This window comes from Marinibium conchae, assembly GCF_015595035.1.
In the GTDB taxonomy this organism is placed as follows: domain Bacteria; phylum Pseudomonadota; class Gammaproteobacteria; order Enterobacterales; family Alteromonadaceae; genus Glaciecola.
The window spans coordinates 288,639-302,886 of record NZ_JADNRN010000001.1 but is presented as its reverse complement, the minus strand read 5'-3'; the positions used below and the strand labels follow the sequence as shown (position 1 = coordinate 302,886).

The 14,248-nt window shown below is 43.1% G+C and carries 11 protein-coding genes; 2 read left to right on the top strand and 9 right to left on the bottom strand.

Annotation, left to right across the window (positions count from 1 at the left end; all coding sequences use genetic code 11):
- Positions 1-25 precede the first annotated feature (25 nt).
- Positions 26-238 carry a hypothetical protein gene (locus ISG33_RS01250; RefSeq protein ID WP_195731762.1) on the top strand — a complete coding sequence of 71 codons (213 nt, stop codon included), beginning with the start codon at positions 26-28 and terminating at the stop codon, positions 236-238.
- On the opposite strand, the gene ISG33_RS01245 is transcribed toward ISG33_RS01250, so the two are convergent.
- From ISG33_RS01245 to ISG33_RS01205, 9 genes are all read right to left on the bottom strand, one after another.
- Positions 231-2,057, bottom strand: a complete 1,827-nt coding sequence (locus tag ISG33_RS01245; protein ID WP_195731761.1) for a choice-of-anchor I family protein — start codon at positions 2,055-2,057, stop codon at positions 231-233. The two genes, ISG33_RS01250 and ISG33_RS01245, sit on opposite strands and share 8 nt — an antisense overlap.
- Positions 2,058-2,296: 239 nt before the next feature.
- Positions 2,297-3,847: a sensor histidine kinase gene (locus tag ISG33_RS01240; RefSeq protein WP_195731760.1), complete on the bottom strand. Its 1,551-nt coding sequence runs from the start codon at positions 3,845-3,847 to the stop codon at positions 2,297-2,299.
- Positions 3,844-5,772, bottom strand: coding sequence for a PAS domain-containing hybrid sensor histidine kinase/response regulator (locus ISG33_RS01235; RefSeq protein ID WP_229333411.1), 1,929 nt, complete (start codon positions 5,770-5,772; stop codon positions 3,844-3,846). Before ISG33_RS01235 ends, ISG33_RS01240 begins: the two co-directional genes overlap by 4 nt.
- Before the next feature lie 175 nt (positions 5,773-5,947).
- Entirely contained in the window at positions 5,948-6,859 is a 912-nt protein-coding gene (locus tag ISG33_RS01230; protein WP_195731758.1) for a hydrogen peroxide-inducible genes activator, read from the bottom strand.
- A 25-nt stretch (positions 6,860-6,884) separates the two neighbouring features.
- Positions 6,885-8,153 (bottom strand): inorganic phosphate transporter, encoded by a 1,269-nt coding sequence (locus tag ISG33_RS01225; RefSeq protein ID WP_195731757.1) that lies wholly within the window; start codon positions 8,151-8,153, stop codon positions 6,885-6,887.
- Between the two features lie 151 nt (positions 8,154-8,304).
- Positions 8,305-9,018 carry a phosphate signaling complex protein PhoU gene (gene phoU / locus ISG33_RS01220; RefSeq protein ID WP_195731756.1) on the bottom strand — a complete coding sequence of 238 codons (714 nt, stop codon included), beginning with the start codon at positions 9,016-9,018 and terminating at the stop codon, positions 8,305-8,307.
- A 14-nt stretch (positions 9,019-9,032) separates the two neighbouring features.
- A complete protein-coding gene (pstB, locus tag ISG33_RS01215; protein WP_195731755.1) occupies positions 9,033-9,839 on the bottom strand; it encodes a phosphate ABC transporter ATP-binding protein PstB in 807 nt (268 codons plus the stop codon).
- Positions 9,840-9,898: 59 nt separating this feature from the next.
- Complete coding sequence (pstA, locus tag ISG33_RS01210; protein ID WP_229333410.1) at positions 9,899-11,491, bottom strand: phosphate ABC transporter permease PstA; 1,593 nt, start codon at positions 11,489-11,491, stop codon at positions 9,899-9,901.
- A complete protein-coding gene (locus ISG33_RS01205; RefSeq protein WP_195731754.1) occupies positions 11,484-13,628 on the bottom strand; it encodes an ABC transporter permease subunit in 2,145 nt (714 codons plus the stop codon). Before ISG33_RS01205 ends, pstA begins: the two co-directional genes overlap by 8 nt.
- Before the next feature lie 93 nt (positions 13,629-13,721).
- On the opposite strand from ISG33_RS01205, the gene ISG33_RS01200 reads away from it, so the two are divergent.
- Entirely contained in the window at positions 13,722-14,246 is a 525-nt protein-coding gene (locus ISG33_RS01200; protein ID WP_195731753.1) for a glycine cleavage system transcriptional repressor, read from the top strand.
- Positions 14,247-14,248 lie beyond the last annotated feature (2 nt).

Sequence of the window (14,248 nt, the reverse complement as noted above, 5' to 3'; positions counted from 1 at the left end):
ATAGATGCATTTGGAGAACGACCATGTGAGAGCAAAAGTAGTTGACGGGCCCTTGCTCTTCGAAACCGTCCAATTGCATGGATGCAATTGGAGAGCGGCCATGGATGGCGAACAGCGTGTTTTGAAGAGCAAGGGCCCGTCAACTGCTTTTGCTTTTGCTTTTGCTTTTGCTTTTGCAAAGCTAGAAATAAAAAAAGCGCCCTTGGGCGCTTTTTTCAATGTTTATCGTTTTAGTTAGGTGTTACTTGGTAAACACTCACCGTGCCGCTTACCTCATTACCAACAACCACCAAGGCTTCACCCGTCGCACTATCAGCTGCGTCGATGAACAACAAACTTTCTGGCGCCAGATCGCCAATACCATTTGCTGCCGTGCTACCCTCGGTTAAGTCCCGATTGATTACGTAATCAGCAAAAAAAGCATCAAAAGGATTGGTAATATCGTACACAAAAATGCCACCCATTCTCTCAAGACCAATAAAAGCGTAAGTTCTGTCGCCTATTTGACCCACCGTCAAAGCCTCAGGTTCAGGGCCTTTATTTGCAGAGCGAGAATCACCCGCATTTTCTTCATCATCGTTATTAAACTGAGCACCATGAATAGAAGCAGTTACTCTTTCAAACTCATCGCCTGAATCAAACGTTACCAAAGCATTTTGGTCCCAAATGGTGAAAGAACGAGCGCCGTAGGTATAGGCAGTTTCAAATTCACCGTTGCCATCAGCATCACCTAGCACATTGCTTACCAATAAATTATTTAAACGACCATCTGCTTGAAGGGCCTCAAGCTCAGAGCCGGCCTGCGCGGTCAAGTCACCCAAGGCAATCTCATCGCTGTAAGCCAAACACCCATCGTCAGCATCATAGGCTTGCCCACCGGCTGCAGTGCATGCAGCTTCATCAGCAACAGGGAAAAAGTACTCTCTAGCATCACCTTCATTCGCAGTCACCAAAAATGTAGCACCTTTCCACTCATAGTTCGCAATGGTATCTGGCATATACATGCCTTCAAGACCTTCATATTGACCAAAGCTAACTGCGGCATTTTCTTCGCCATCAAAGTTCAAGCCAGACCAGTTTTTGCTGCCAAGGCCAACTACCGTGACTTCAAGAGTCTCAAGGTCAACGATAGCCAAACCGTTATTTTCTTGCAAAGTGATGTAGGCATTTTCATTGGTAGCTGACACGAACTCTGGCTCCAAGTCCTGTGCTACGGTAGTGTTGATCACATTAGCGTTTAGCGTACGCCCACTCGGGTTTGGAAAATGCATGCCTTGAGCTTCAAGCGCTGCTTGTGTGCCGTTTAGCGCGGTGAATAAAACCGCTTCCGCTGTTTCTTCTGGCTCACCACTGGCTAATATATCAATCACTGATATAGAGCCCTCTGGGTCTATACTGTAATCATCATTTGGCTCGCCTTCGTTAGCCACTATCAACTTGCCACCGTTGGGTGTAAAGGCAATCGAGTCAGGCAGGGCACCAACCTCTACACTATCGAGAAAAGCAGGAGCGCTATTTTCTAGTCCGTTATAAAACAAAATGTAACCGTTATCGGTCGCTGTTGCTGCACTTACAGCAACGGCCAACAAGTCGTTTGAGATAGCAATACTGGTAACACCACCGAGTGCGACTGAGTCGATCTCAGTTGGCAAAGCAATACTCGAGACGGTCAGGTTGGTTGAGCTTGTTGGGTTTGAAAGCTCAGCGTTACTGATTGCGTCTGCCGCGATAATGGCTATCGTATTTGCTGCTGAGTTAGTTGCATAAATAGTTTGACTTGCTTTGTGATACTGGACTATTTCGGCAGAGTCTTGTGAACCTAAAGAAGCACGAGCAACTATAGAGAGAGATACCCCTGTTGAAGCATCCTGGCCGTCTTGGCCGTCGGCGCCATCGCTGCCGTCATTACCATCGTTACCGTCACTGCCAGGGCTTCCCTCTGGGCCTTGCGCACCTGTTTCGCCAACTTCGCCATCATCGCCATCAAGCCCACAACCAGTGAGTACAAGACCTAGCGTGAGAGCGAGTAAGCTCATTTTGAATTTTGACCCTAACATGCTTTGTTCCTTCAAATTTTGTGATTTTTTATGCGATACAGACACGACAAATTTACTGCTAACTGATCGCTAACCGTCGATAGCTCTAAATTAACACCAAACCAGTCGATTTTCATCGAGTTTTTATATAAAAACAGAAAGAAATAGAAAAAGGCATAGCTGCAGGCATCGTCATCACGGAAAAGATTATTTGTGAATCTGCTCAAGCTCACTGAGATAAGCAGACGACACTATAAACGCTATACGTTACTGATCAGTGGCCAGCGTATTTCAAAGCGGCAACCCTTTCCTATTTGGCTATCAAGTGAAACGCTACCCTGATAGGTTTCGACAATCTTCTTCACCAAAGCAAGGCCTTTACCGCTGCCTGCCCGCTCAAATTGGGGGGCTAATGTCTCAAAGAGTTGAAACACGACTTTGTGATCCTTCTCGTCAATACCAATACCATTGTCTTGTACCGTGATGAGAAATTCGTTACTTTCTTTTTTCGCAGTGATAGCAATGTCGAGTTGCTCTGCATCAGCATGCTGTATAGCATTGCCTAGGAGATTCAGCATAACAACTTCAAACGGATTATGGGGCAAGTTTAACTCAATGTCGTCAATAGCTAACTTAGTTGATTCTGGAAAATTAAGCTTTGGTGCAATTTTCATAACGAATGATCGCAAACTTAAGGGCTTTGCATCATGTATTTCACGACCCGCATATGAATAATCAAACAGGTCATCAAGTAAAGTATGAATTCGGGTTGCCTTAGTTTTGATTTGATGAAGATTATCAATCGCCTCTTCGTTTGCTATCGGGTCAAGGTCTTCGAGTGTCCAATCAAGCAGTTTCAAAATAGAGTTAAGTGGCCCACGTAAGTCTTGTGACGCAATATTCGAGAACTTATCCAATTCGGCGTTACGCTTTTTCAGTTGCTCAATCAATACAATCCTTTCGGTGAGATCGTACGATACCCCCAAAATATATTCAGTGCCTGCACTTGTTTTGAATCGTCTTTTGGTGGTTTCCAACACACGAATTTTACCACTCGGGAAACTGATTCTTTCGACTGTTTTAGTTAGGCCGCTTTCGAAAGCGACTCGGTCTTCTTGTAAAAACTCTTCAACCTCAGCAGGGTCATAGCTCTCTAAGGTAGTGTAACCGATAACCTTATCACGCTGCTCCGGGGGATAAAACTCCAAAAATGCGTCATTCGCATAAACGATTCTAAACTCTTTGTCTTTTGCAAATATAGGATGCTCATTGGAGTTTGCAATTAAGTCTTGAATTTCAGATATGTCTCTGCGCAAACGTTTTTCTCTGCTTAAATTTAAGCGAAGAATGATGTTGTCTCTAAATTGACGAATCAGCGTTTCATGTATTTTAGTCACATCAATCGCGCTAAAAAAATACAGAACCATAAAACCTAAAAAGCGATTATCTGACTGTAAAACCGGGATGTATATAAGTTGTTCAAGATCTTCCTCTTTCGAGGCTTTTTTCACTTTTTCAAAGCTTGATGTCCTACTTTCCTGATCATAAATAAAGTAATCATCGTTGATATTTTTAACATCTCTTAAATCGACGAACATATCCGTGCTTTTAAGCTCCTTGCCTATCGAGAACTTTGCCGATACCTGCTCTCTGCCGGGGAATAACTGAAAGTACAAGCCAGTAGCACCAAGAGCCACCACGAAGTCCATCGTAGAGCTAAAAAGTAGGGTCTTCAACTCCAATGGCTCAAGACCAAACTCCTTTGACCATTCACTGTCTTTATGAATGTTCAATACTTTTGGATAAATCATGATTTTCGCCGTTTTTTAATTGCTCGGCTGACGGTTTGCAATAACATGTCAGCATCAAAAGGTTTTGTAATTAAATCGGCAAGCCCGAGTGAGAACCATGCCTCGTTATCCGCATCAAAGGCATCTGCTGTTAGCGCTATGATGATCGGCGGCTGAGCATCTGAGTAGAGAGCAAGTATGCTCTTAGTCGCTTCGATACCATCCATATTTGGCATATGCTTATCCATAAGTATCACATCGAACTCAGGTGAAATATTAACCGCTTTTAAAGCCTGAAAGCCATCACTAGCTCGATGTGTTTCTACACCGCAGGTACTGAGCATCTCACAGGCGATTTCACAATTTATATCGCTATCATCAACAACTAAGATACGTTTTCCTACTAAATTTTTAGATGAGAAATCAGGCTTTTGCTGCACATTCTTTCGGATGTTCTTAGCCGGCGTTGGCCGCCCTAAGCATATTGAAAATTTTGTACCACTTCCATCAGAAACAACGCTAATGTTCAGCCCCATTAGATCAATGAGTTTTTTGACGATCTCTAAACCCAAGCCTGTGCTATTGCTAGCATGATTGCCGCGTTCACTCTCTTGCACGTAAGGGTCAAAAATTTTGCTTATATCTTTAATACCTATTCCAGAATCACTCACTTCAATATAGAGATCGTCATCTACATACTGACAATTAATGCTCACAAAACCATAATGAGTATATTTAATGGCATTGCTGACCAAATTCGAAAGCACCTGAGTTATTCTCACCTTATCAATCAAAAGGTAGGCATGCTCTTCACTCGGCCCCGTGGTTGTAAATTTAAGGCCTTTTTCCTCAGCCTTCGCTTTGAATAAGCGTTCAACTTGGCTTACAACTTCATTAATCGAGGTAAGCTCGGGTTTAACGGTGAGTTTAGTTTCATTCAATTTCGCCAAATCGAGAATGTCATTGAGCAAAAACAAGAGCTGCTCAGAGCTTTCTTCCACTTTATCCAGTTGCCCTTGCAATTCAGGCTCTTTAATTTTTGACTTTAGCAAGCCTAAAATACCGAGAATGCCATGCATAGGCGTTCTTATTTCATGCGACACTCTCGCAAAAAATTGATTCCGCGACCCTAGCGCCGCAAGTGCCGCGATTTCCGTTTCTTTTTGTTCAGTAATATCGGTATGAGAACCTATGAAGTGAAGAGGTTTGCCAGTTGCATCATACTTAAATATTACCCCCCTGTTCAAAATGTAACGCCAACTGCCGTTAAGGCTTCGCATGCGAACCACAATTTCAAAGCGTGCTCTTTCACCTTGAATATAACCATTCAACTCCTTTTGCAATAAATGTAAGTCGTCTACATGCACCATGGCATAGATACGCGACACATTCACAACGGGGATCGGGGTTGCAAAGCCCATCATCTTGCTCCAACTGGCATCGCAGCGAACTTTATTGCTTACAAGATCCCAATCCCAGGTGCCAATACCAGAGGTAGTCATTGCGAGTTCTAGCCGTTTGTTCGTTGATTCAAGCGTATCAAGCATTTGATACTTTTCGGCCTGCAAAGAAATGATGCTCATAGTAGCAATCAGTTCACCATTAACATCAACTTCGAACTGTTTGTTTTCTTCAACCCACAAGAAAGTGCCATCTGAACGCATGAGCTGATAATCTTGATGAGTAAAATGTGGATTATTTTGGGCGTCGGCTATGGCGTTGACTAGGTCGGATTTATAGTCGTCGAGATCCTCTGGATGAACCAAAGACTCAAAATGCATGGCTTCATTTTTGAATAGCGACGCATCAAATCCAAGTATTTGTTTGACATTGTCAGAAATCGACACAGACATATCAGCGTCGACTGGCTGATATAGATAGATCACTTTTTCATTTTTAGATAACAAGGATAGCAGCTTGTTATTTATGTGATTATTGTCTGTCATTTTGTAGTTTAATTTACGCGTTCATATAGTGGTATTTTTTTGAGCCTTGTTTATTCAAGTGATGAAATACATAAAGAATTTTCATAGAAAGTTTTGCACAGAATAATTTAGCTTAGTCCATTCATTCTATGTTCTCTACTATACTTTAGTTCAGTAAATATAAAATACAACTGATTTAATCAATATCAGCGGGCTCTGGAGTTAGCTTACTTAGGAGCTTTGCTAGGTAGCGAAACAGTTGAACCCGAGTCGTTCCATTACGCCATACCAAGCCCAACTCGCGATAAGCACCATCTTCTGCAGGTAAGCTCACCACATCACTGCCTGCTAGGATGTTTTTGTTCAAGGCCATTTCCGGCAAAAAAGTGTAGCCCATGCCACTGTTCACTAGGGAAACCAGCGTATGCAGACTATTTGCAGTTAAGGAGCTTATTTGCTCTTTGTGTTGCAAGCCACATGCGCTTACCGCATGTTCCGTTAAGCAGTGCTCTTTCTGTAGTAGAAAGATACTGTCTTTTGGTAAGGTATCAACCGCAGGAGCGACGCTAATGTCTTGAGTGCTATCTTCATGGGCAATGAGATGAAAAGGGTCACGGCCAATAACTAACTGCTTGCAACCAGGTGTTTGCATAGGTAAAGCTAACACCAGAAGGTTTAGCTCACCATCTTCCAGACGAGCTAGTAAATTGTCAGTCGTGTCTTCGTGAAGTTGCAGCTTAATATCAGGCAAAGCTTCGGAAATACTGCGTATCATTCCTTCAAACAGAAATGGAGCAATGGTAGGAATAACGCCAATGCGCAAGGTGCCGCTCTTCCAATCACCGGCTGATTCAGCAAACTCAATCCATTCATGAGTTTGTCTAAGCAAATATTGGCTCTTATTTACAAGCGCTTCGCCAAAGTCAGTAAATACGAAGTTTTTATGTTCACGCTCAAGCAGTTGCTGGCCAATACTATCCTCTAAATTCTGAACTGCGGCACTGAGTGTCGACTGGCTGACATTGCACTTATCGGCAGCGCGATGAAAGTGCTGCTCTTTATGCAGCACTGTAAGGTAATGGAGGTGTTTTAGATTAGGTAATTTCATTCACCAGAGTGTAGCTGAAATACGATTACACACCAAATGAAAAGGTTAAAATGAAGAAGATAATGACCGAGAGTGTTGCACCAGCAGGCAGTGTGACCACCCATGATACAATAATACTTCTGATCACTTTCTTATTCAGAGCAGCAACGCCTTGTACGATGCCTACACCAAGCACTGCCCCAACAAGGGTTTGTGTGGTTGAGATAGGTAAGCCGCTACCTGATGCAATAAGTACAGTGGTGGCTGCAGCTAGCTCTGCAGCAAAACCTTTGCTGGGGGTAAGATGCGTAATACCTTGGCCGATTGTCTTCATCACGCGATGACCAAATAAGGCTAAACCCGCCACAATGCCGAGGCCACCTAAGGGTAGTATCCACCAAGCCAGCGGAGATTTACTCAAAATTTCGCCATTGTTATCAACCACACTAACTACCGCTGCCAAAGGCCCAATAGCGTTCGCCACATCGTTTGAACCATGCGCAAAAGCCATACAGCAAGCTGTTAACACCATCAGAATCGCAAAGATTTTTTCTACGCTTTGAGTCTGCTGTTCAGAGCTTGTCGTCGTATCAATATTTAAACGGCGAATTAGTATCATACCGATAATGGCAACAACCACTCCGATCGCAACCGCTAGCATGTAACCTTGGTCGGTTGGTAAACCTAAGCCAACGTGCTTAAGGCCCTTTTTGATAGTAACCAGTGACATGATAAAACCAGCTAGGCCCATGTAGATAGGCACGTATTTAACGGCATAAATCAACGGCGTTGCACGGTCAAAAATAAGTTTTTTAGCGCTCACGAATATAAGGATGGCAATAATACCCGATATAGCTGGCGTAATTACCCAACTACCAACAATGCCGCCTACCTTTGCCCATGCAACGGCCTCAGGACTAACACCTATTGCTGTGAAGCCGATAATAGCGCCAATAATTGAATGGGTAGTCGACACCGGCCAGCCAAAATACGATGCTACCGCAAGCCAGATACCAGCCGCTAATAGCGACGCTATCATGCCGAGTACAAGAAATTCCGGAATATTTGTGAAATAAGAAACATCGATAATACCCTTGCGAATGGTTGAGGTTACCTCTCCACCCGCTAGGTAAGCCCCAGCAAACTCGAAAATCATCGCAATAATGATAGCTTGCTTGAGTGTAATCGCCTTGGAACCTACGGAAGTGCCCATGGCATTAGCAACGTCATTTGCGCCAATACCCCAAGCCATTATGAAACCAACTGCGGCAGCCATAATTACAAGCAATGTGCCGTAATTTTGAATTATATCCATGTGTAAATATCCAGATTTGAATTACAGCAGATCGAAATATTAATGCTGATTCGTTTCATAGTTGGCGAGTATGTTACAACATGCATAGATGATCGCAAGCGACTATTTCGTAAAAAATGGCTTTGTTATATATATCAATTAATTACACTACTTATTTCAATAATTTCTTGAGTGTTTTTTTCATCGAACTGTGTCTAACATCCTTACCATAAGTAAGGAAAAGCACATATTCACAAAGGTTTTTACAGCGATCTCCTATTCTCTCCAGTGAACGAATTGCCCACAGCACGTCAAACCAAGTTTGCAAGTCATCCGTTGCTCCTGACATTTCTTTTGCGGTTTGTTTAAGCAGCTCTTTATGTTTTTTATCGATACTGTTGTCTTGTTCGTACACCGCCACAGCAGATTTCTCGTCTTGTCGAGCTAGCGCATCAAAGGTACCCCGCATCATGACCACTACTTTTTCAGCGATCATTAACATTCCACTTTGGACGAGATCAGAGGGCGGCAACTTATCCTTTGTAACGAGCTTGGCTATTCTACAAATTTCATCACCAATGCGCTCAATGTCGGTGGTTGCCCTGTATACCGTCATGATTAAGCGTAAATCACTCGCGGTAGGATTTCTTTTGGCAATAATGCGCATACACTCATCGTCTATTTGCACTTCCATCGAATTGATTTTTGCATCGTTTAATAGCACTTTTTCTGCTTCGCTCGCGTTATTTTCACGAATTGCGCTTATGGTAGAAATAAGTTGTTGTTCAACTTCGCCGCCCATCGTCAATACTGAATTTGTAAGGTTTTCTAACTCTTGGTTAAACTTCCCAGATATATGCGTATTTAGTTCGATATTACGTTTCATTTGCTCCCCTAAAGCTAGCCATATCTGCCGGTGATGTAGTCTTCGGTTTGTTTCTTCTCAGGCATTGTAAACAGAGAATCGCTATCTGAATATTCAATTAGCTGTCCTTGATGCAAGAATGCCGAATAATCAGACACGCGTGCGGCCTGTTGCATATTGTGGGTGACGATGATGACAGTGCAGTTGTGTTTGAGTTGGCTGACTAACTCTTCAATATGTAGAGTGGTTAATGGATCCAAAGCAGAAGTAGGCTCGTCGAGCAATAACACCTCAGGTTTTAAAGCAAGCGCGCGAGCGATTACCAAACGTTGCTGCTGCCCACCAGAGAGTAACAACGCAGATTCAAATAAACGGTCTTTTACCTCATCCCACAATGCCGCATGGCGAAGCGATTGCTCCACAATCTCGTCCAACTCCCGGCGTTCAGACTGCCCCTGAATGCGTAATCCAAAACACACATTTTCATATATGCTCATGGGAAAGGGATTAGGCCTTTGAAACACCATACCCACTTGTGTCCGAAGCTTGGCAACATTTTCTTTTTTGCTATAGATGTTTCTGCCGTCCATGATAACTTCACCACTGTAAGCATAATGTTGATGAAGTTCGTTCATACGATTAAAACTACTCAACAAGGTGGATTTCCCACAACCACTTTGCCCTATCATGGCAGTAATTTTATTCTTAGGGATGCGCATAGAGATATTATCGAGTACCAAGCTATCGTTTAAGCGCACACTCAAATTTTTCACATCTAATGCGGTTTGCTCGTCGCTAAGACTCTCAAGGGCTAGTGTTTCTTTTTCAAACAGCTTTAACATAAATTCTCAATATGCATTTGGATAGTAAATACAGTTTTCATAGCCTGCCCCAATTCAATTTAAAGACGCAGGAAACGATCTCTTAATCGCTTACGCACAATAATAGCAAATAAATTCAGTACAAAAACGATAAGCAGTAGCAACATACAACTTGCAAACATCATCGATGAACCTTGAGTATTTGTCTGATTATGAAATGCACCGTCGTATATGAAAACCCCTAAGTGCATGAATTGGCGTTCGAGATGTAAAAAAGGAAAATCGCTATCAACTGGTAAACTAGGCGCAAACTTTACCGCGCCCACTAAAATCAAGGGCGCCACCTCACCGGCAGCACGCGCTACGGCGAGTATTACCCCCGTCATGATACCCGGGCTAGCAATGGGCAGTACTGTTTTTAATATGGTTTCAATTTTAGTCGCACCAAGAGCATAACTGCCGGCCCTGAGCCCCTCAGGTACTCGCCTAAGGCCTTCCTCTGTTGACACAATAACCACTGGAAGTGTCAGTAATGCCATCGTTAAAGCCGCCCAAAATAAGCCGGGGGTTCCAAAAGTAGGTGACGGCAAGGCTTCACTAAAGAAGATTGAATCAATAGAGCCGCCTAAAAAATACACAAAAAAACCAAGGCCAAATACACCATAAACAACAGAAGGTACGCCAGCCATATTACTCACACAAATTCGAATAATTGAAGTGAGTTTATTATTCGGCGCATACTCATGCAGGTATATGGCCGCCATCGCGCCAAAGGGAGCAACGATAATCGCCATTATTAGCACCATGAGTACGGTCCCAAAAAGAGCAGGAAACACACCGCCGCTAGTTGACGCTTGCTTTGGAGACTCAGAAACGAAAGCAAAAATTTTACTTGCGCTGTAAGCGAACTTATCCCCTAAACTCAGTTGGTTTGGAAGAAATAATGTGTCTGTGTTTTTTACCGCTACACGAAAAGGATTTCCCATCGCATCGGTAAACTCGATGCTGTATTGTTCAATCTGACTCGACAATTCGTCAGCCCTACTCTGCCAGTAATCAAATAGCTCGAGCTCGTGCAGTCTCGCTGGCGCACCTTGCTCTACGTTTTTCTGGTCGAGATTGGCTATCTTTCTGTGAAGCACCGTTAGTTGCTCATCTTGGATGCTTCGTAAGTCTGCCTGTAACAAGTTAACTTCGGCTTTTATTTTCGCAAGCCGCTGAATATCCTCATATTGACCACTTTGAGTGTGTAAACGGGAGAAGACGCCTAGTTTCTCGTCACCATTCAACAGATTTATTTGATAGACCTTCGTAGGTTGTTCAACCTCAAATTCTGGCATTGACGCTTTATTGCCAGAAAACTGAGTTTCGAGCCTGTTTTCGAGCGCTGAGATAAACTCAGCTTGATCAACACTGCTCTTCACGAAAACCTGTCCAGTGTCACTAGGTGAGGTAGCGCTTATGGTGGTGACTTTAAAAACATTGGCTGGCCAAAAATAAGCCGTGCCTTTGATCATGATAAAAACAACGAGGCTAATTAATGCAATCAGTAAGATCGCGGCGCTCAAGCCTGCTGTAAAACTCGAGACCGCTTGCTTTTGTTGAGCATTAAGTATCACTTTCTTACTCTTACGCATTTCTTTATCGGTGGCCTTCTTGTTCGCTTTAGCCATAGTGATATAGCAACCTCAATCGTTTGCGTAAAATTTCAGCGGCGGTGTTCACAATAAAAGTGAAAATAAAGAGTATGCCTGCGGTCAAAAACAAGGTGTTGAAGTGAGCACTATTACTACTCGCTTCGGAGAGCTCAATCGCAAGGTTCGCAGTCATAGCACGCAAGCCCTCTAATATGCTCCAATCGCTAATGGCCGTATTTCCAGTAACCATAAGCACAATCATTGTTTCACCAAAGGCACGCCCAAAACCTAACATAACAGCGGAAAGTATGCTCGGTAAGGCCACAGCAAGGATAACTTTTCGAAGGGTTTGCAATTTGGTCGCGCCCAAAGCGTAGGATGCCTGCTTAATGCCCTCTGGCACCTCAAACAAAGCATCTTCAGCTAAAGAATAAATACTAGGTGAAATAGCTACGCCCAAGGCAATAGCGACAACGATTGTCGTTTTCGAAATACTGAGTAATTGCACTGGCGCAGCAAGATTGTCTGAGCCCCCGAAAATCAATAATTGCCACAGATCACTGAGCGAAAAGCAGAACAAACCCAGTAAAGTCACACCCAGCATAATAAACAAAAGTTCCCATTTATGCTCTAGTCGATCATTTAATAGCTCTGCTACTTTGGGTTGCATGATGGCACTGAACAACAGCACGAAAGGAAGTAATATGATGAACAGTATAAGCGACAGCAAGAAACTTTCAGCAATAGGTACGAGCCATACCGCCGCAATGAAGCCGATAATAACCGAGGGGACAGCTTCAAGCATCTCAATAGCAGGCTTGATAATATTTCTGACTGCTAGGTCGGCAAAAAATGCAGTATAAATTGCAGCACCGAGGGCCAAAGGAATAGCTACGACAAGCGCCAGCAAAGAGGCTTTTAAACTACCAATAATGAGAGGCATGATGCTTTTTTTACTCTCGTAACCGGGTGCAGCGCTGCTCGTTTGCCATACGTATTTGGCTTCATCATAGCCCTCATACCACACCTTTGATACAAGACTTTTTAAGGTCGTGATGCCCTGCATATCGGCTAATTCGAAGGTAGTTAACTGTTCCGATAATGAATAAATGTAACGGCCTTGCCATACTAAATTATGCAATCGAGCATTGGTGTTGACTCGCTCGAAAACTTCATTTGTGCTTTTATTCACAAAGGCATATTGCTGAGCGTCAAAAACAAGCAAGGCTGCGTTAGAGTTAAGATCAAATACCATCGATGTTGCCATAGCCTCTAAGCTCGTTTGATTGTTCGTATCAGCAACAAATTCAAAACGCCCCTCTTTGTTTACCATCACCCACTTTGTGAACACATTTTGAGTATCAAGGGTAAACAAGCTTCGCTGACTGGGCGCAATAAATATAGTATTAATAGGAGTCGCTAGTATTTGCCGCTGAACGACTTCTGCAGTGTGTTTGCGCACCGACCACATATTTTCTTCAACTGTAATCATGTGCTGTGAACGAGGTAGTAAAGCGTGGGTGCTCACATTATCAAGGCGTCGGTAACGATAATCGGCTGGACGTAACTTGTTAAATGAATAGACGTGTAGCTCTTGCACGGAATTACTTGCCGATAACATAATAAAATCACCGGCTATCGACAGTGTTAGCTCTGTTATTTCGGCGTTCGCATCCTGATCAATTGCATTGGCTTGTTGTAGCTCTTTGACGGAAATAGAGCTTTCCAAAGTTAAGTGATAGTCCTCACCCTCAGTACTTAATTTATGCAGTTCAAACAGTGCATTGTTAGTCACTATACCAATATACTGACTAGTGTTTTGCTCGGGAAATACGAACTTGTAGCCACAAGGAAATGGAAAGCGCTTTTTGTCGCGTAGAGCGCCGTCTTGAGCATGTTTAATCAGTAGCAGGTCGCACCCATCAGTGGCTAATACATGATTGCCATTGGATAACTCAACAACCTTGTTTAAGCTTGCGTTGGCAATACTCGTCTGTGAATCGATTAGCTTTGCCGAAGGACTTTTAAAAAGAGGAAAGGCATGACTGAATATATGCCAGATAATTAAAATAAAAGTCGCCAAAACAAGCCACCCTGCCGCGGTAACAATTCTCCTAGCTAGCCAATCCTTACGAAAGCGATCTTGATTAAATTCTCGTTGTTGATTATTCATTTAGCTTTATATAATGAAGGCGAAACATCAAATGACTTGGCGCTACTAAAGCACTATACTCAAAACAAATCAATAGCTAAGGACAAATCTATTATGCAAGCAATGGTGTTAACAATTATCGGCAAAGACGAACCTGGCTTAGTAGATGCTATTGCCAAGTGCATAACCGACGCTAACGGAAATTGGCTCAAGAGTAGTTTTTGTCAATTATCTGGTCAATTTGCCGGCTTTATTGAGGTTATGCTAGAGCGTGACAAACATGATGAACTGGTAAGTGCTTGCCAAAATTTAGCTAACCTACACATCACCCTGCTACCTAGTAGCGAGCTCAACAACAGCGATTCAGACCAGTCAAGCGCAGAGCTTCCTGTGGTTAACATGACTGTCACGGCTAATGACCGTCGAGGTATCGTTAGTGATATCGCATCCGCTTTGAAGCGCTTTAATATCAACATCATTGAAATGAGCACTCGCTGTGAAAGTGCGCCTAATTGGGGCAGCCTTTTGTTTACCGCCAAGCTCAGTTTTTCTTTAGTAGCCGATGTTGACTTGGACGATATAAAAGCAGCCGTTGAAGGTATTACCGACGATTTAATGGTCGAAATAGAGGGTGAATAAAT

Coding starts and splice junctions, on each gene's coding strand:
- ISG33_RS01245 (WP_195731761.1), bottom strand. CDS start 2,057: ATGTTAGGGTCAAAATTCAAAATGAGCTTACTCGCTCTCACGCTAGGT.
- ISG33_RS01240 (WP_195731760.1), bottom strand. CDS start 3,847: ATGATTTATCCAAAAGTATTGAACATTCATAAAGACAGTGAATGGTCA.
- ISG33_RS01235 (WP_229333411.1), bottom strand. CDS start 5,772: ATGACAGACAATAATCACATAAATAACAAGCTGCTATCCTTGTTATCT.
- ISG33_RS01230 (WP_195731758.1), bottom strand. CDS start 6,859: ATGAAATTACCTAATCTAAAACACCTCCATTACCTTACAGTGCTGCAT.
- ISG33_RS01225 (WP_195731757.1), bottom strand. CDS start 8,153: ATGGATATAATTCAAAATTACGGCACATTGCTTGTAATTATGGCTGCC.
- phoU (WP_195731756.1), bottom strand. CDS start 9,018: ATGAAACGTAATATCGAACTAAATACGCATATATCTGGGAAGTTTAAC.
- pstB (WP_195731755.1), bottom strand. CDS start 9,839: ATGTTAAAGCTGTTTGAAAAAGAAACACTAGCCCTTGAGAGTCTTAGC.
- pstA (WP_229333410.1), bottom strand. CDS start 11,491: ATGGCTAAAGCGAACAAGAAGGCCACCGATAAAGAAATGCGTAAGAGT.
- ISG33_RS01205 (WP_195731754.1), bottom strand. CDS start 13,628: ATGAATAATCAACAACGAGAATTTAATCAAGATCGCTTTCGTAAGGAT.
- ISG33_RS01200 (WP_195731753.1), top strand. CDS start 13,722: ATGCAAGCAATGGTGTTAACAATTATCGGCAAAGACGAACCTGGCTTA.